At 51.7% G+C, this 18257-nt stretch carries 16 protein-coding genes; 6 read left to right on the top strand and 10 right to left on the bottom strand.

The annotated features are described in order from the left end of the window. Positions 1-143 precede the first annotated feature (143 nt). The 3 genes from AC6I6H_RS18915 to AC6I6H_RS18905 all read left to right on the top strand — a co-directional run bounded on the left by AC6I6H_RS18915 (position 144) and on the right by AC6I6H_RS18905 (position 2092). Positions 144-623 (top strand): hypothetical protein, encoded by a 480-nt coding sequence (locus AC6I6H_RS18915; protein WP_497955558.1) that lies wholly within the window; start codon positions 144-146, stop codon positions 621-623. Between the two features lie 117 nt (positions 624-740). Further along, positions 741-1439, top strand: a complete 699-nt coding sequence (locus tag AC6I6H_RS18910; RefSeq protein ID WP_497955557.1) for a hypothetical protein — start codon at positions 741-743, stop codon at positions 1437-1439. 101 nt (positions 1440-1540) lie between these two features. Beyond that, on the top strand, positions 1541-2092 hold the full coding sequence (locus AC6I6H_RS18905; protein WP_497955556.1) for a hypothetical protein: 552 nt from the start codon (positions 1541-1543) through the stop codon (positions 2090-2092). 359 nt (positions 2093-2451) lie between these two features. Here the strand turns inward: AC6I6H_RS18905 and AC6I6H_RS18900 are convergent, their stop codons facing one another. Together AC6I6H_RS18900 and AC6I6H_RS18895 are read right to left on the bottom strand one after the other, a co-directional pair. After that, entirely contained in the window at positions 2452-2895 is a 444-nt protein-coding gene (locus AC6I6H_RS18900) for a methyltransferase (RefSeq protein WP_497955555.1), read from the bottom strand. Between the two features lie 1288 nt (positions 2896-4183). Further along, positions 4184-4390, bottom strand: coding sequence for a Spo0E family sporulation regulatory protein-aspartic acid phosphatase (locus AC6I6H_RS18895; protein ID WP_497955554.1), 207 nt, complete (start codon positions 4388-4390; stop codon positions 4184-4186). Between the two features lie 172 nt (positions 4391-4562). On the opposite strand from AC6I6H_RS18895, the gene AC6I6H_RS18890 reads away from it, so the two are divergent. After that, on the top strand, positions 4563-5621 hold the full coding sequence (locus tag AC6I6H_RS18890) for a hypothetical protein (RefSeq protein ID WP_497955553.1): 1059 nt from the start codon (positions 4563-4565) through the stop codon (positions 5619-5621). 321 nt (positions 5622-5942) lie between these two features. Here the strand turns inward: AC6I6H_RS18890 and AC6I6H_RS18885 are convergent, their stop codons facing one another. Together AC6I6H_RS18885 and AC6I6H_RS18880 are read right to left on the bottom strand one after the other, a co-directional pair. Beyond that, positions 5943-6572 carry a DUF2812 domain-containing protein gene (locus AC6I6H_RS18885; protein ID WP_497955552.1) on the bottom strand — a complete coding sequence of 210 codons (630 nt, stop codon included), beginning with the start codon at positions 6570-6572 and terminating at the stop codon, positions 5943-5945. Next, positions 6569-6871: a PadR family transcriptional regulator gene (locus AC6I6H_RS18880; RefSeq protein WP_497955551.1), complete on the bottom strand. Its 303-nt coding sequence runs from the start codon at positions 6869-6871 to the stop codon at positions 6569-6571. Before AC6I6H_RS18880 ends, AC6I6H_RS18885 begins: the two co-directional genes overlap by 4 nt. Before the next feature lie 254 nt (positions 6872-7125). Here AC6I6H_RS18880 and AC6I6H_RS18875 point away from each other — a divergent pair, with 254 nt between their 5' ends. Beyond that, complete coding sequence (locus tag AC6I6H_RS18875) at positions 7126-7914, top strand: helix-turn-helix domain-containing protein (protein ID WP_497955550.1); 789 nt, start codon at positions 7126-7128, stop codon at positions 7912-7914. Positions 7915-7997: 83 nt separating this feature from the next. On the opposite strand, the gene AC6I6H_RS18870 is transcribed toward AC6I6H_RS18875, so the two are convergent. Further along, positions 7998-8624: a YdcF family protein gene (locus AC6I6H_RS18870; RefSeq protein WP_497955549.1), complete on the bottom strand. Its 627-nt coding sequence runs from the start codon at positions 8622-8624 to the stop codon at positions 7998-8000. Positions 8625-8687: 63 nt separating this feature from the next. After that, positions 8688-9824 carry an AI-2E family transporter gene (locus tag AC6I6H_RS18865; RefSeq protein ID WP_497955548.1) on the bottom strand — a complete coding sequence of 379 codons (1137 nt, stop codon included), beginning with the start codon at positions 9822-9824 and terminating at the stop codon, positions 8688-8690. Positions 9825-10101: 277 nt separating this feature from the next. On the opposite strand from AC6I6H_RS18865, the gene AC6I6H_RS18860 reads away from it, so the two are divergent. Continuing rightward, on the top strand, positions 10102-11085 hold the full coding sequence (locus AC6I6H_RS18860) for an MBL fold metallo-hydrolase (protein WP_497955547.1): 984 nt from the start codon (positions 10102-10104) through the stop codon (positions 11083-11085). A gap of 706 nt (positions 11086-11791) precedes the next feature. Here the strand turns inward: AC6I6H_RS18860 and AC6I6H_RS18855 are convergent. The 4 genes from AC6I6H_RS18855 to AC6I6H_RS18840 form a co-directional block, all read right to left on the bottom strand. After that, positions 11792-13144 (bottom strand): ABC transporter permease, encoded by a 1353-nt coding sequence (locus AC6I6H_RS18855; RefSeq protein WP_497955546.1) that lies wholly within the window; start codon positions 13142-13144, stop codon positions 11792-11794. Then, positions 13131-15632 (bottom strand): COG1361 S-layer family protein, encoded by a 2502-nt coding sequence (locus tag AC6I6H_RS18850; RefSeq protein WP_497955545.1) that lies wholly within the window; start codon positions 15630-15632, stop codon positions 13131-13133. The genes AC6I6H_RS18855 and AC6I6H_RS18850 overlap by 14 nt, the downstream gene beginning before the upstream one ends. Then, positions 15629-16372, bottom strand: a complete 744-nt coding sequence (locus AC6I6H_RS18845) for an ABC transporter ATP-binding protein (RefSeq protein ID WP_497955560.1) — start codon at positions 16370-16372, stop codon at positions 15629-15631. The genes AC6I6H_RS18850 and AC6I6H_RS18845 overlap by 4 nt, the downstream gene beginning before the upstream one ends. Positions 16373-16665: 293 nt before the next feature. Then, positions 16666-18156 (bottom strand): glycoside hydrolase family 32 protein, encoded by a 1491-nt coding sequence (locus tag AC6I6H_RS18840; RefSeq protein ID WP_497955544.1) that lies wholly within the window; start codon positions 18154-18156, stop codon positions 16666-16668. Positions 18157-18257 lie beyond the last annotated feature (101 nt).

Here is an 18257-nt window from a genome sequence, read left to right as displayed (position 1 = left end):
TTTTGGATATTCCTACTGCCTTACACAAACTTCTTGACGCTACCGTGGTTTAATATGGACATAGTTATTTAATAAAAGGGGCAGTATTTGAAACTCAAAGAAAGTATAAAAAAGCCCACAAATGTATCGAAAAATATAAAGATTTGCGATGGTTCCCGAACTTAACCGAAAAAGGCCTTGAAGAAGTTACAAAATTTTCATTGTTTGCTCAAGCAAATGAATGGAACCTAAACCTATTGCAAGGCGATTTTTCCTTGTTATCCGACTATGCTGCCTTTCTGGATCAACATCCTACAGAAGTTTTGGCCAGCTTAATCATTATTGTAGAATCTGCCAACCATTATCATTACAACATAGACTCGATCTTGGATCGTTTTGCTGTGTACATTGAAAAATGGCGAAAAGAAATGCAAGAGGATGGAATTTATCCCCCTCATATAACTTTTCATAAATTCGGTAACTTCTTTTATAATTTGGCGCTATATAAATTTTCGTACGGTGAAGTTAAAAAAGGTGTGGACTATTTGCAGCACACTTTACTTATGGCAAAAATTGCAGGTAATAACGTTCTCTTTGCTGAGCTAGCTACAAAATGTAATACACTGTTACAAGCCTATGTGTAAGTAGACCCCTTGCCGGAAACATGTAAGTCCTGCTTTTCTTTTAGAACATACAAAATAAAAAAGGAAATACAGTCAAAAATTCAGAATGGTTTTCTTCTATGAAAGGAGGCTTTTCCATTGCTCGCGCAAGTACCGACACAGAATGAAAAAAGTCTAGCGGATCTTATTCTTGATGAAATCATCGGACAAGGCTATACATTAAGCAGCTTCGCCAAAGCGGCTATGATCAACCGAGGGTTGCTGAGTGTAACATTGGATAAGTTTCCGCCCAAATCTATGTCCATAAACCTTCTTGACAAGATAACGAGTGCATTAAACAAACCAGTGGGCTGGTTGTATGAAAGCTATGCCGACGGATGTTTTATTGAAGGAAAAGCAAATTGGAAGAAAATTCGGGCGTTCCTATTTCGTTGTATCGCGCTGGACAAGCTTGAGTTTGTGGGACCTGTCTTGCATCGAGTTATGGAAGAACCCAAGTATTTGCAAATGGTTTTTCAGGCAGGAGAGGAATTATTTGAAAGCAAGCAACTGCGACCTTCTATTCCATTCTTTGAATGCGTTATTAATAATGAGATTAAGCAACACTCCGAGCGTATGGCTATAAGTCAATACAAGTTGTTCCGCGCCCGGTTAAGCGACAACTTTGAGACAAATAAAGAAGCAGCTTTGCAGTTCCTCCCCTACCGTAACCGACTGCCCGAGCATTATCAACTTGACGGTCTTTTACAGTTAGCAAATCTATTTTGCTCACTACAGAATTGGCATCAAACAGATGCAATGGCTCAAGAAATGCTGACCGTTACCAAAGCAATTTAAGGGAACATATGAAACGAAAGAGGAAATCTTTTCAGTTTACAAAACCAGAAAGACACCTTGTTGTTTATTATGGTCAAAGCTTTCTCTTAAGAGGAGGGATTTTGGAGCTTCAAGGTAAATATGAAGAGTCCTTACCTTATATAACGGAGTATAAAGACTTGAGTTGGTTTCCTGATTTAGATGAAGAGGGTTGGAAAGAAGTAAGCAAATTTCGGCTTTATTCAAACGCGAATGAATTTAGTGCGCAAGTATTGTTGGGAAACTTCGAATATTTGCCTGACTATGTGGAGTTGATGAGTAAAAACCCACATGAAGTGTTAGATGGATTAAATTCAATCGTTAAGGCAGCAATTCTACATGAGAAGGATATAGACCCTATCTTAGAGCAATTTCACACTCATATCATGAAGATGAAGATTGGGTGTATAGACGAAAGTATGTATCCTCGACAATTCGTCCTGGATCATATGGGGAATTTATTTTTCAAACTCGCGGTATATTATTTTTCCCACAAAAGAACAGAACAAGGAACCGACTATCTCCTCCATACGCTGCGAGTGGCCAATTTATCAAATAACAACAGCCTGATTTCCGAATGGGCTGTACAATGCAGTTCGCTTTTGCAATCCGTAAACAGAAATGCGCACATATAAGAATACAAAAACCTGTAAAGAGCATTTGTCAGCTATTATTTTTCATAGGTGGAGATACTAGTCTATGAATAAAAGACATATTAGAGACAAAAAAGGATTAACAGCATTGGCCGTTTCTTTTGTCTTGTTAGCATTGGCGTTATCGATATACTATTTAACGAACCATACTTTGGCATCTAAAACTGAAAGCTCTAATTCCTTAAACTCTAGGCTTTTAGCAAACAATCAAAGGGATTACCTCTAGTCCACTAACTCTATGCGAAACGAATTCAGGCAGGAGAGGAATTGTAGGTAACGTTGGAGATACAAAAACACCTGCAAAGTAACGGCAGGTGTTTAGGGAAAACATGCACTTTGCTTTATTGAACCTTAAATGAAGATTTAATCGTTTCGGTATCTTTTGCCATAGTTAGATACTCTTTCTTTTTCGTCTCATCGTCGGTTGAATATTGCACATCTGTTGGGGTACTGAAAACAAAAACGTGATCGTCGTTCTCCCCTATTTTCGTTAACCGAAGGGTTTTAGCTTGCTCCTCCCCGTTTTGCTCCCAATCGACTTTATTCCAAACTCGGATAAGAAATACGACTCCGCCCATAGATTGGTTTGCTTGATCGACAAAAAGGATATTGCCGTCCGTTTCATTTATGGTGTATTTTCCTTCCCATGACTTGGGTAGTTCTACTGTAAAGTGATGTTCCTTATTTTCATATACTATTGCCTCATTTCTATTGCCATTACTGCACCCAACCATTACATACATAACAGAGACAATTAACATTACGAAACCCATTAACCTTATCATTATATCCCTCCTGCTTTTTTCTGTTTCATACTCTGTCTGAAGACCCAATTAACTCAGTGCAGATCTATAGTGAAAGCAAATTATGCTCATCATCAGGCTCCTGTAAGTTTTATGATTATCTTTTATATTCTAAGACGGTTAGGATGCTTGCATCCTAACCGTCTTAGTTAAAAGTTCCGTTTAATATTTGAAGTTTCAAAAATTCGTACTCATTCGAAGAAAAATCCGCAAATGATGCCTTCATTGGCCGTAGTGGCATAAGCAGCAGCAAGAGGGTCAGTATGAGTATTAATAAGGTATCACAGAAGATTCTCCTACATGATTTATTTTTATAAGCCGGCCGGCTATCAGAAACTCGCCCTTGTATGACAATCCTTGAGAATTATGACCGATCCTTTTTATCTTTTAACAAAGTGTAAATGCCACGCAAATAAAATGTAATTCGACTGAGATAGTAAATAAATGCGGCCAAGATGCCTACATTTACAGCTAAACTAAGTAAACGTCCTACTACATCATTCATTGTTTAATCCCCTTTCTTGAAATTTATTGGCAATACAAAGAGAGGGGTAAAATCTCCCCCTCCCTTAACAGCTACCAAATGAAACCAATGAATATTGTTATTACTCCCATGCTTGCAAAACCCAATAATTTGTTTACCCTTTTTTGATCAACTTTTGCCCTTGACAGTAAAACGTCAAAAACCACAGCTAAAGTGACCGTCAGTATGATTTCCAAAAACGTATTCAACAAGTTGAATCGGGAGATGATGAACAACACGATTAAGAAAAAAGCAAAATTTAAAGGGTATTTGAGATACATATCATGTTCTCACCTTCTAAGTGTTATTACGGATTTTTCAAACCGTATTTTGCAAGCACATCATCTGGAACTTTCGTGGTCATTTTGAAATCCAAAACTTCAATCGGGGTTGTGAATGTTGAATTGTATTCAACAGTAGTGGTTACTTATTCATAATATCCCAAATAGCTATTGTAGGAAATACCTAATCTGTATTCATAATATACTTTTGGCATATTCTTCATAGACTCTATTTCCAATTAAACTGGTCACTCCACCTGACCACCATCCATTAAGCCCGTAACGTTTCGCTGCATAATCAAGAGATAATTTTACAGCAGTTCCTATATATGCAGCTGTATTTTCTGGAAATTCACCCCTCATAATATAATTATGGTAACTTTCTCAGACCATCCTTTCCGCGGCAAGGTGACTAAGTCAGCTATCACCTAAGACAATTAAAGTTTTCCAGTAACTAACTTTACTTTTATACAGCCTGTAAATTGTATTTGGGTGTTATCGACTCTTCAGTCAATGAACCCGTGGTCCCCTTCAACCTTCGTTCATACTCCATCAACAGCACATCCAGCTGCTTCGATTTCCTAAGCACCCTCTTGTCCAAGAACCCATAAGCTAATGCCAGCTTGACCAATTCCTCGCGTTCCGTTTCAATTTTTTGAATAAGGTCTTCCATCTTCAAGTTCCTTCCCATTTCAGGATTATATATCCATCTTATCCCCCCGTTACCCAAATGGACAGAATCGCTTTCTGGGTAACTCTGTCGCTTTTTCTGTTTCACCCTTTCCAAATTCGGGTAATGTAAAAACTGGTTTTGCCTATACATACAACAGGAGAGATGCACCGACATGACACCACGCAGCAGCAAGACAACCACCCGAGCGCTGGCAGCGCTCCTTTCGGCCGTCCTGATTTTAGCGGCCTGCGGCAACGACAAAACGGCGGATGATGCAGCGCCTTCCGCTGCTCAAGCGGTTAGTCCTACGACCGCAAGCGCTACCCCGGAGGCTTCCCCCTCCGCGAGCGGCAGCACAGGGGAAACCGTGGACATCGAAATCGTCCAGGGGACGGCTTCGGAAAATGCCCCCGAGGACCAGGGCAGCCCGGAGGTCTGGATCAAAGGAACGGCCGTGCTTGAGGCGGACAAGCTGATCGTGAACGGTCAAACCAACGCTTTGCCCGGCGTAGAGCTTGAATCGGAGATTGATGCGACGGGCTACACGATGTTTGGCTACGACGATGAAGCCGAGGTCAACAATGACGGGACCTTTACGCTGGAGATGAAGCGGCCTGACATCAAAGAAGGCATGTTGGACGTGACCGTCAGTCTGATTCCCGATAAGCAGAAGGATGAGCTGCCCGCTTATGGCGCGGCCGGGGAAAAACTGACCGGTCCCTATATCCATCAATACGAGGAAAACGACACCGTCTATAAAAAAGCGGTCGCCTTCCTCCAGGTGGACGCGGCCGGTGAAACGGGCTCCGAATGGGAAATCGAAGTGCCGCAAATGAACAGACCGGCCGATTACGGCAGCGCGAAGGCTTGGATCAAGCCAGAGGTTACCCTGGAAGGCACTCATTATGTAATCCAAGCCGCAAGCAACCTGCTGGAAGGAACACGGGTCTCGGCTGACGTCGAAATTCCGGACCATTGGCATTTCGGGTACAAAGAAGACGCTGTCGTCCAGCCCGATGGCTCGTTCCGGCTGCGGATGCAAAAGCCGAAGGACGTAGGCGACTTTTACCTGGTGCTCCAGGTCAAGCCGGACGAGGACATGCCCAAAGCGGCAAAGGAAACGTACGGCCTCAAAGGGGAAAAGCTCCAGGGGGACATGCTCAAAACCGAGCAGACGGACGAAGGGGCTGTGAAGTATTTGGAAATGAAGATCAAGATCGCCGCCAAATAACCGCTCTCGGTCGCCCGCATTCCACAGAAAAAACCGGTCCGTTGTCGCCAACGGGCCGGTTTTTTTGTACACCTTCTATGAAAATTTCGCTGCTGCCCTTTATCGGATACCGGGTGAGCCCGACGCCAGAAGGAGCAAATACCGTTTCCCTTTCTCCAGTTCGGTATACGGGCCGCTTGTGAGCTTTACCTTCTCCTCCCCGAACGTGTGCAAGGTAACCGGCTCGATGATCTCCATTTCGTTTTGCTGAACGAGGTCAAGCGGAGATTCGTTTTTGATGACCTTTTCAATCCGGATTCCGGTCCGGGTATAGAAGCGGCCTCACTCCATTATTTTCCCTTCCTCTTTCAACTGGCGGACAATGGAAGAATACTTCATGGCCGGGACAAGAAACAGAATGCCAAAAAGCAGCAGGACCGCTCTTAGCACCCACAACATCGCAGTAGACATTGTGGACACATTGGTAAGAAAGGTCATCGCCAACAGGCCAGCCATCACGAGAACAGCCCACGCATAAGCTCGTTGAACTGTTTTGTAGGTGTTCCGTTTGTCATTTACGTCAGTATGTAATTCAAACGGCTTTCCGTCCTTCTTTTTTTCCAAAAGGAGAAGCTCTTTGTTAAAGCCGCCGGGGGAGGTGGCGATTTGCCCCATGCCTTTGGCATAGGGGCGCCAGCGGACCTTGCCATAAGAGAAATTAAGATTTACGTTTTTCGTGAACGTGCGATAGCCCATGCTTTCCAGATACCCGCGGTAGTCTTTTGCTTTCGAATGGGATTGAGCTCCGACGAACTCTACGGCATATTCGAATTCGTTTCGTTCGCACGGCTCAAAAGAATAGGTCATTTTCCCGCATTTTTTCAAACGATAGCCCTGCTCCGCCATGCGGTTCAGCCACTTTTCCTGACCATCCAGAAAATCGAAAAAATACTTCACGACCGTTTTGCTCATTTCCTTCCCTCCCCCACGATGGTTGAAGCCAGCTCCAAAACCTCGCGCAAGCGTTTTGCTTCCTCTTCCGCTTTCTGTTTCCCGATAGCCGAGATCACATACTCCTTTCTCTTGCTCTCCTTTTCATCGCCAAAAGGGACGATCCACTTTTTTTTCACCAAAGCGTTAATCGCGCCGTACAAAGTGCCTGCCCCCAAAACGACCCGTCCGTTGGTTTCCTTTTCGATAAACTGCATGATTCCATAACCATGCTTCGGCTCATAAACGGCCAGCAGAACAAGGAAGGTCGTTTCCGTCAAAGCGCCGCCTTTTATGTTGTCTCTGATCCAAACCACTCCCGATTAGTACGTTTACTGTACTATAGATGTAACACTAAACGTAATAACCGTCAACAGATTTTTCCAGTATGTAAACCGAGACTGTTCCCAGTTCCCTCCCGTATCTAGATTGCCAATGCAACCGCAAGTTGCGAAAACGCAACCGCCGAAAGCTAGAAAAACGCCGGATGTTTTCATACAATTGAACTACTTACAAGACAAAGGAGAGCGCAACCATGGCATTTGGCGAAAAACTGTTACAGCTGAGAAAAGAAAAAGGCTACTCCCAGGAAGCGCTGGCCGAAAAGCTGAATACAACCAGACAGGCGGTCAGCAAGTGGGAAAACGAGCAAGGGTTTCCCGAAACCGAAAAACTGCTGATGATCGGCACTCTATTTGATGTGTCGCTCGACTATTTATTGAAGGAAACGGAGGAGCCGCGCAGCAGCGAGGATACCGGCTATTACGTCAGCAAAGAAATGGCGGAAGGCTATCTGCTGAATACCGTTAAAGCCTCCAAAACGGTTTCCCTGGGCTTCAGCCTGCTTATTCTGTCCACGGTCCCCTACCTGGTGTTTCAGGAGAAGCCCGCGATCTATGCGCTCCTGATCATCCTTATTGCCGGACTTGGCATCGTTACGCTGGTAAAGGCGATTTTCTCGGACGACGACCGCTATCATATGCTTGCCAAGGAACCGCTGCTGCTGGACGCAGGCTATCTCAAAAGCCTGGCTGCAAGGTACGCGGCGACCAGAAAAAAATACGGCATTGTCATTGCGGCCGCTGTTTGCTTGATCGGAGTGGGCGGATTGGTTTTTTTGCTGGAACGAAAAGATATTACGCTGGGCGTTTTGGTCCCCTATTATCCGGCCGCGGTTGTTCTGATCGCCATTGGCATCTACCTGCTGTTCCGTACGGTCATGCCTCTGGAAGCTTACCGGCTGCTGGTTAAGAACGACGAGCATACAAACCGGTTGAGCTTTCGGGTACGGAAACGGCTGCGTAAAAAGGTGGAGAAGCTGTGAGCGTGGCATCCCCCAAGACTCACCCTTAAAAAGAGCAAAAAAACCGGCCTGCGTTTGGCAAGGCCGGTTTTTGACGGGATCGGTTACTCGGACCGATCGGTATTCGTTTCGGCGACGGGAAGCCTCTGGATCAGGTAATCCTGAAAGTAAGCGCCGCATTTTTTCAATTCTCCCATCACGCGCCGGGTCCCAAACTCCGATTGGTGCCAATTGTCACGCGTAATCCCTTGCGTCGCCACCGGCGCCACGTAAAAGCGGGTTTCGGGGAAGACCAGCGAATAGCTCATCAAGGCTCTCCGGGCGTGAAACGCTTGGCAGCACAGGATGGCTTTCCGGATTTGCAGGCCCGCCGCATCCGTACGCTGCCTGGCAAACCAGGCATTTTCGAGGGTATGTGTGGATTCGTCTTCCTTTAGAATACGCTCTTCCGGGACACCGTTCAGAAGCAGGACCTGTTTGCAAAATTGCCATTCCGTTTCGTACGCCCCCGCATATTTTTCCTCCGTGATGGTTTCGTTCGGGAACCGGTCCCGCTTCCCGCTGTATTTTCCGCACGGCATCACATAGTCCGCCAGCTCTTGCTTGTACAGCCGGGCGGCCTCCTCGGACAAATCCGGTCTTGCGGAGCCGGGCACGAAGATGATGTCCGCTGGTTCAACCGCATCGGAAGCAAAAATGAATTCGGTAATGGCTTCAATGGAGCGCTGCATGCATGAAGCCTCCTTTTTATTGTTTGCTGAGGCGCCTTTTCCTCCGTTTCACCTGCGGCCTGCTTACTCCGCCGGCTTTTCCGCTTGGGCGTACAGGCCCGATCGCATTCGGAACCACCGAAACAGGTGTGTGGCCACCACTTTCAAAATGGCGTACCCGGGGACGGCCAGAATGATGCCGACCACCCCGAACATTTTTCCGGCAAACACGATAACAAAGATGATCGTCACGGGGTGCACCCGCAGCGATTTGCCCATAATTTGCGGGGAGATCAGCTTGCCTTCAATCAATTGGACGGTTGTCCAGACGATGATCATTTTGACCAGCATGAACGGGGAGGTCACCAAGGCGACGATGAGAGCCGGCGTAATCGCAATAGCCGGTCCCAGGTAGGGCACCACCGCCGTACAAGCCGCCACGATGGCCAGCACGAGCGAATACTCCAGGCCGATGATGACATAGCCGATGTAAAGCAGACACCCGATGCAGCAGCTGACGATGATCTGCCCCCGGATGTAGGAAGCGATCTGCCCGTTCATTTCCGCCATGACCGTTCCGGTCTGCGTATGAAGCTTGGTCGGGACGAAGCGCTGGATGTATTGCGGCAGCTTTTTGCCGTCACGCAGCAGATAGAACAGCACAAAAGGCGTTGTCACAAGCCCGAGCACAATTTCGGTCAAAGCGCCGACAAAGCTTCCGACGCCGCTCACCGCATTTTGCAGGAAGTCCGATCCCCAAGCGGTGACCCGCTCCGTGATGCTCGTGAAATCCACGCTGAAATTTTGCTGCGCCTGACGGAACAGGTCGCTGCCGACCCACTGCTCAAATTTTTCCTGAATCTGGCTGCTGTACTCCGGGAAATTGTCGATCAGGCCGGTCAACTGGTTGCGGATGATCGGGATGACCAGCAGAAGCACCAGCGTCACGATGCCCGCGATTACCAGGAACAGCAGCGCGATGCTCAACCCCCGATTCATCTTGTAGCGGCGCTCCAGCAAGTCCACCAGCGGGTTCAGCAGATAATAGCCGACCCCCGACAAAATAATCGGCAGCGCCACGGTATGCAGCAGAACGCGCAGCGGCTCGAACAGGAACGGAACCTTGGAAAAGACCAGCACGTTTATGCCGATCAGCAAAAGCACCAGCAAAAACAGCACGAATTTGTTATTCAGAAAAAAGGTTTTGAATCTCTCCGGCACAATCGGTCGCCTCTCCAACGGGCATGTCCTCCCTTTTTGTCTTCCTGTGTCAAATCTCTCGGGTATTATACGAAACGGAGCCGTAATCCGTTCCATTCCTTGCTTTCGGATGAAAAGTTCACGTACAGGCCCACGGGAAGGCGGATTGAGGTGCCTGTCCGGGGCATGATGAAGCCGCCGTTCGGGGAAGCGGCAAGCAAAGCCTCTGGATGCTATAATAGCTGCAAAGCCTGCTACGAATCCATGCAACGCATAAAAGAATCTGGACGTGATACGGATGCCCAAAAGATATGTAAATCCAGACGGTTCCCCTTATCTGAAATCCTTCGCGGACCTGCGGAGGTGGCAAAAAGAACGCCGTTCGAAGCGGAAGGATCTTTCGTTTCCGGTTCCCCGCGTGGAACCGGATGTTCGCCTGCTCGCCGGCAATCGGGAGCTGCCCTCCGTAACCTTCATCGGGCATTCGACCTTTCTTGTCCAGCTGGGCGGCCTTAACATCGTGACCGATCCCGTCTGGGCGAACCGGATGGGGCTCGGCGCCAGGCTGGCCCAGCCGGGGCTTCCGATCGAGGCATTGCCGCCGATTGACGTTGTGGTTTTATCGCATGCGCACTACGACCACCTTCATTTGGCCAGCCTGCGCCGCCTGCCGGGCGACTTCCTTTTGCTTGTGCCGGAAGGGCTCGCCGGCTGGCTCCGGCGCAAGGGGTTCCGCCGCGTGGAGGAGTTGGCCTGGTGGTCGGAAACGCGAGTCGAGGGTGTTACGTTCGGCTTTGTGCCGGCCAAGCATTGGACACGGCGTACACCGTGGGACACCAATACGTCGCATTGGGGCGGCTGGGTGATGCGCCATGGGGACGACTGCTTGTATTTTGCCGGTGACAGCGGCTATGATGGCCTCTTCCGGGAAATCGGCGCAAAATACGGCAGCCTTCGCGTAGCCCTGCTCCCGATCGGAGCGTACGAGCCGGAGTGGTTCATGCGCGACTCGCATATGTCGCCCGAGGAGGCGGTGCAGGCTTTTGCCGACATTGGGGCGGACCTCTTTGTTCCGATGCATTACGATGCCTTTCATCTGGCGGACGACACCCCGAAAGAGGCGCTGGACCGGCTGTTCGCCGAATGGCGGCGGCGCGGGCTTCCTGCGGAGCGGCTGTGGACGATGGAGCTGGGAAGAACCTGTTTCTGGGCTGCGAAGGACTCCGCCGGGCTACCGTTAGCGGAACACAAGGAGATTCCCGGGGGAGGGGGCGCAAATTGATAAGCCGCCCCGCTTCCCGCCCCCAGCCGTTTGCTCCGGCATCGGGGCATTATTCTTAGGCATCAACCGTTACAGGAGTGCTTGCCGTTTCGTAGGCAAAAGTAAAAAAAGCAGCCGTACGCCTCCTCATTAGTCAAGTCTGCGGTGTCATTAGGCATAGACTGTGGCTGGCGCAGACGAAGCGAAAAAACGGGATGCTAATGTGTTTCCACCTTTTGCGCGACTTTGCTTCAACATTTAGAGTTCTGCTAGAGTTCTGCTTGAATTCCGCTTGAATTCCACTAGAGTTACGCTATAGTTCCGCTTGAATTCCGCTTGAACACTAGAGTTACGCTATAGTTCCGCTTGAATTCCACTAGAGTTACGCTATAGTTCCGCTTGAATTCCACTAGAGTTNTCTACCTCAACTTCTTCTATTTCTACCTCTACCTCAACATCTTCTACTTCTACCTCTACCTCTACCTCTACTTCTACCTCTACCTCTACCTCTACTTCCGCAGTGGAAGTCTTCGTAACGTGACTGGCATTTATCTGGGAGCTTCATGTTTTGCAAAGCGCGCCATACCGAACACCTCCAGCCAAAAAAAAAACAAACACCTCCAAGCGCGATGCCGGGTTATGCAGCCCGGGGACAGCGCCTGAAGGTGGTTGATTTCGCCGTTATCCTGATTCCGTTTCTATCGGAGCAGAACCAGGGAATTCGGCATTAATCCGTTTTGATGGCTTCCAATGCGCTCAGCTTCATCGCCCGCCGGGCGGGGTAGTAGCCCGACACCAAGCCTACGACAGTTGCAAAGACAACCGCGGCGGCCATCAGCCACGGGGGAATGATCGAAATCCGCGATGTGGCCGAGGGGTCCATCATGCCTCCGCCAAAAGCGGCGGTCAGACTGCCGCCAAAGGTGTTCAACGCGTACGACGCCCCGAAGCTGAACAGTATGCCCAGTAGTCCCCCAACGAAGCCGATAAAGCCGGCTTCCATCAGGAACAGCTTGCGGATGTCCTTCAGCTCGCATCCCAGCACCTTCATGATGCCGATCTCCCGCGTGCGTTCGTAAATGGACATGACCATCGTATTCATGATGCCGATCGCGGCGACCAGCAGCGAAATGGCGCCGACGCCGCCCAGAATCGTTTGAAGCGTCTTGGACATCTCCTGCATGCCCTTCAAAACCTCCGTCAGCGCGTAGGTTTCAAAGCCAAGCTCCTTGATCTTGTCGCGCGTCGGCTCGACGTCGTCCAGGTCGCCCACCTGCACCCAGGCCTGCTGATAGCCCTGCTTGGGGTCGTAGCCGACAGGCATCTGATTTTTGTCTTTTTTGGCGTTTTCCTTTTGCAGCTTCAGCAAATAGTCCAGGTTGATATAAGCCGACCAGTCCTTCTCGTCCCGAGATTCGCCGAGAAGACCGGCGGTCTTCACCTTGTAGAGCACCGGCTGCTTGGAGCCGCCCGGCTGGTTTGGTCCGCCTTCTTCTCCCCCCGGCTGCTGCTGCTGTTTTTCTCCATAGGTCATGTCGAACGTAAGCTCCAGCTTTTCGGTCTGCAAATCCACCGGCGGGATGGGCCCTCCCATTTGGGACTTGGGGTTGTAAAAGCTGGTCGGAATCTGGGAGCCGAATACAAGCGTCAGCTCGTCGGTGTCTTCCAGCAGCCGACCGGAGGCGAGCGGAAACGAGAACTTTTCCATGGCGTCGGGCCGGATGCCGACAAGCTGGAGATAGCTCAAGGTTTTGCCCGCCACCAGCTTGACCTGGGTGTAAATGAGCGGCGTTGTCGCCGTCACCCCTTCCAGTCCCGCGATGGATTGGATGGTCTTATCGTCCAGCTTGGCCGTGCCCGCTCCCATGCCTCCCCCGCCGCTGTTGTATACCTGAATCAGGGTCAGGCTGCCCATCTGGCTGACCTGCTCCTTGAAGCTTTCGTTCATGCCGATGCCCAGCGACAGCATGACCACGATGGCCGCCGTTCCGATCACGACCCCGAGGATGGTGAGGAAGGAACGGACCTTGCTGCGCAGGAAGTTGATCCAGGTCAGTCGCAGCAGATCAAAACTCCTCATCCAGTTCCATTTCCTTTCGTTTGCGGCGTTTGGCCCGGATGATCAGGAAAACCGCGATGCCCGCGATTACCGCCAATGCGGGAATGCCGTAGATCAGGTAAGGGCGCAATTTGTTGCTTTCCGCCGGCGGTTCTTCCATGGGCGGCATCATGCCGGGGTCTTCCATCGGGGGCATTTCGCTGACCTGGAAAGTGAACGGCTTGCGGATTTGGCTTTGCTTGCCCGCCGCATCCTCAAACGTGAAGACCACGTCTCCCTTCAGCTCCCCGACCGCCTCCGGCATGATGGAAGCTTCAAACGAGTCGCTGCGGCCGGAATCAAAATTCCCCACGTAATAATTGGCGTTCATCGCCTGAAAGTTTCCTTCCACGGAAACCATCAGGTTGTAAAGCTTGGACTTGCCCGTGTTGTAAAAGTCAAGCGAAACCGGCGTCGGCTGGCCTAGGAAGGCTTCACCCTGCGAAGCAATTTCGCCGGTGGTCAACCGGTTGGCCTGGGTCACCGGAATGCTGACCGTCTCTTTGGCGGTAAACGGATTGCCTTTGGCATCCTCGTATTCGAAATCAAGCGCGAGCGCGTACATCTTCGCTTCGGCGTCCGGCTTGGCCCGCAGGGTCAGCGTTTTTTCCGCCGTGCCTTGGGAGGGAATCCCCTCGATGTAAAACGTATTGCTGCCCTCCACCGTAAAGATGCCTTCCTCCGACGAAGCGCTGATTTTGATGTTGGAAACATCCATCATGCTGCTGGTGTTCAGGAAGGACAGCGCAAGCGTGATGTTTTCGCCCGCCAGCACCTCCTGGGGCTCCAGGCTGTATTGATTGACGATCAGACGCGGAACGGTTTTGCGTTCCTCGGGTGTCGGCGTAGGGCCGTCTTTTCCTTCCACGTAAACCCCCGCGTATTGGGAAAGGCTGCCTTTGACCGGCTCGCTGCCCTTCGTCACGTCATATTCCACCGCGATGGCGATCGGATAGCTTTTGGTCGCCGCATCCGGCGCGACCATAAAGGTGAAGCTTAACGTTTTGCTTTGGCCGGGCGCAAGCGCCGGCACGATGACGTTGCTGAGCGTCATGGGCGCCAGCTCCTTGTCGCTGGTGACCGCCACTTTGACATTGTCGGCCTTCGATCCGCCTTCGTTTTTCACAGTGAACGAAACGTCAAACCGGTCTTTGGGCACAAGCGTATGGCTCGGGGCCTTCAGGCTGACAATGGTCAGCGCCGGAGCGCCCGCCTGCGCCGCTTTGCGGACAGGAACGAAAATCGGGGTTTCCTCGCTGACCAGCGTACCCGTTTCGTCCTTGTATTCTATTTTGACGCCAAGCGGCTGACTGCCGCCGGCCAGTTCGGAAGCCGCCGTCAGCTTGAAAACCGCGCTTTGCGTTCCGCCGCCCGCAAGCGAAGCGATGCGGCGGGTCGCCGTGTCGCCGTCGAGGGCAAAGCCGTCGGATTTCAGCCCGGTGAGGCTGACCCGGACGTCCTTCGCGTCCATCGAGCCATCGTTCGCGATCCGCACGGTGAGCTGAACCTTTCCGCCGGGAACGGCCTGTGCGGGAGACGAAACGGACGAAGCCAAGGACAGGCGCATCGGCGTGCTGTTGTTGTTGATCCGGATGTAGAAGCCTTCGCTTCCGGAGAACGGGTCGTTAAACAGGTTCGTATACTGCGTATCCAGCTTCAGTGCGTACACGCCCGCTTTGGCGTTCGGCTTGATTTTAAGCATAAAAATGACCGTTTGCGTTTCGTTGCTGCCGATCTGCTCGAACGTCTGCGACAGATTGATCATATTGGGCTGATAGGGAATGTCGCTTTTGTCCTCCGGCTCCAGAGTGACCTTGACGTTGCGGGCCGGATGCGTGGTGCCGTTTTTCAGCGGAATTTTGAGCTGGAGCACACCGCCGGCATCCGCGGTCGGCATCGAATCGGTTCCGGTAACCGTAAGCTTGGGAATAAACTTGGTGGTGTCAAACGAAGGCATCGGCGCGGGCGTTGGCGCCGGCGTAACCTCCGGCTGTCTCGGCACCGCCTGCTTCACGGCAACATACAGCCTGGTTCCGCTCCCGGCGGTAGAACCGTCATTTACGCGCGCATAAGCAAAGCTGACCGCCAGCTGGTTGCCGTTCCCGCTGTACACAAGCGGCACATCCACGGTAAAGGACGCTTTGCCGGCAATGTCTTTGGAGATATCCACCGTATTCTGGTCGGACCCGTAAAACGAGCTGTCGTCTTCGATCAGCAGGCTGTTGACCCGATAGCTCTCGTCCGACGTATTTTCCGCTGTCAATTGAAGGGTGAGCTCCGCGTTTTCGCGGATTTGAGACGTGTTTCCTTTGACAATCTTGTAGCCGGTGATTTTCATAATGCCGGAATCGGCGGCCGAAGCGGCAAACCCGAAGCTGCCGAGCAGTCCGGAGCAAGCCAGAACAAAAACCAATGCGATTCTGAGCGCCGTCAGCTGGCGCAAGGAAGTTGACCGATACCTTTGTTTCATGCGTTCTCCACCCCGAATGATTCGTTATGTACGATGATTTCTTTAATGCTGCCGTCGATAATGCGCACGACCCGGTCGGCGTACCGGACAAGCTCGTTGTCGTGCGTGACCATGACCAGCGTCTGGTTTCTTTTTCGCGCCATGGCTTTCATCAGCTCCATCACTTCCAGCGTTGTGCGCGAGTCGAGGTTTCCCGTCGGCTCATCTGCGAAAATGATGTCCGGGTTCGCCGCAAACGCGCGCGCAATCCCGACCCGCTGCTGCTGGCCGCCGCTCATCTGCGAGGGCTTGTGCCGCTCGTGCGTGGATAGTCCGACCGCCGCCAGCAGCTGCCGCGCCCGCTTTTCCCGGACCGAACGGGGAACGCCTTTGAAGGCGAGCGGCAAAGCGACGTTCTCGATGGCGTTCAAGGCGGGCAGCAGGTTGTACGATTGGAAAATAAACCCCAAATAATTTTGCCGGAACCGGGCCAGCGCTTTTTCGGACATGGAGCTGATGGCTTTCCCGCGGATTTTGACCGTGCCCCGCGTAGGCTTCTCCAGACCGGCCATCATGTTCAAAAGCGTCGATTTCCCGGACCCCGATGTGCCGAGCAAACAGCAAAATTCCCCTTTGTAAATGCTTAGGCTGATCGAGTTCAAAGCCGCTACGCGCTCGCTGCCGATCCGGTAAACCTTGCGCAGGTCGACCACATCGATGATCGGCTTTCGTTCCGCTTTGCTTTCGGTGGTGCTCTCCATTGTGCTCACGGTTGCCTTCCTTTCTTCTGGTTTGATTACACGCGACCTGATTCAACGCGAGCGGCGTAATCATGCGCCATACCAATTGACGTCGCCGGATGTCAAAGGGTTGCTAAAACTTACCGGTCGGCGGCGCTTTTTTTGCAAAAAAAAAGCACTCCTCTCTTTCATCGGTTTTCCGAAGGAAAATCCAAAGGAAACTCTGATGAAAAAAGAAGGAGTGTCGGGTTCTCAGGTTGTCTGCGGCGGAAGTTATCCGGCTTCAAGCGGCCCGCTGTCTAGTGGAAGCCTGCTCAAACGGCAGCGGGAGCTCCGGTGTTTTCCGGGTCCAGCGCATAAACCGTCAGGGCGGCAAACCGGAACCGGACGTCGGCGGCCGTGACGGAAAGGCCCGTCGAGTCGGGATACGGGAAAATGAGGTCCGTGAGCACCGCACGTCCTTCGTCCGCAAATACTTCCACAGAGGTGCGGTCCACATAAATCCGGAGGTCGATTTCGGACAAATCCGTCAGGGCGACGGCGTGACGTTCCGCAAATTGCTCATGAAAGCCGCTGCGCCCCGATTTGGAGCGGTCCACATATACCTCGCGCAGCCCGGCGTCCAGCCCGACCGCCGTTTCGGCTTCCGCGCTCCGGCGCAGAAGAAAAGCAAAAGAAGTTCCGGCCGGAGCCGAGGCCTGGACTTCATAGCTATCGAGCTTTAGCACGGACAAAGCCGCCTGCGCTTCGTCCGCCGTTGCATTCGCCAGCGAGAGCACCGGCACGCGCGCGCTTTGCAGCTCCCGCACCGGCCGCTGGATCAGGACCTCGGCCCCGCCGCGCTCTTCCAGCGCGAGCTCCCGAGGCAGCGTCATTGCGCTGCGGAACACTTCGGTCGGCGTCAAATTCGCGTACTTCCAGTTGCTCATCCAGCCGATAAACAGCCGCCGTCCGTCCTCCGCCGGAACATCCGACCAGGTGACGCCGGCGTAATTGTCGCGTCCCCCGTCCAGCCAGCGAACGGTCGCGGAGGCTTCGTCGGGTTTAAACGTTACGCCGTCGAAGCCGCCGGTGAAATACTGCGTCCGCGAGCCTTCCGGGTATTCTGGCCCGTCGCCGACGCTCACCAGCATCACCCATTTCCGGCGGGCGGGATCGCCGTTTACCGGAAGCGGAAACAGATCGGGGCATTCCCATACGCCGCCGTGAAACCCGATCCCTTCGCCGAATGCGCTGGCGTACGACCAGTTTTTCAAGTCCTTTGAACGGTACAAGCACACCTGCTGGCCGCAGGCCAGGATCATCACCCAACCGTCCGTCTCCTCATGCCAAAATACCTTGGGATCGCGAAAATCGATAAACGTGTCATGCCGCAGCACAGGATTTCCTTCGTATTTCGTCCAGCTTCTTCCGTTGTTCTTGCTGTACGCCAAGCTTTGGGCCTGCACGGGCGGCGCCCCCGCCCCCTCCGTCTCGCGGTGGTGCGTAAAGACGGCGACCAGCCCCGGCCGTCCGTCTTCAAAAAAGCCGGAGCTGTTGGTCCAATCGACAACGGCGCTGCCGGAGAAAATCATTCCGTTCTCATCGGGGAACAGCGCAACCGGCAGTTCCTCCCACCGGACCAGATCCTTGCTGACGGCATGCCCCCAATGCATCGGCCCCCAGGTCGTGCCGCCGGGATGGTACTGGTAAAACAGATGGTATTCTCCTTCGAAATATACCATGCCATTGGGATCGTTCATCCACATCTCTTTCGGGGAAAAGTGATAAGCCCCTCGATCGTTTGGCTGCGTGTTGGTTGACATAATATACTCTCCCTTCCCCCTTATGTTTTTCATCGGATGTTTTCTATTTTATAGAGAAGAGGACGGCAAGCCAAGGCTTCCGGCTGGTATGGCTTCTCTAG

The organism is Gorillibacterium sp. sgz306347, from assembly GCF_059735245.1.
This window is presented reverse-complemented; position numbering and strand designations above follow the sequence as displayed.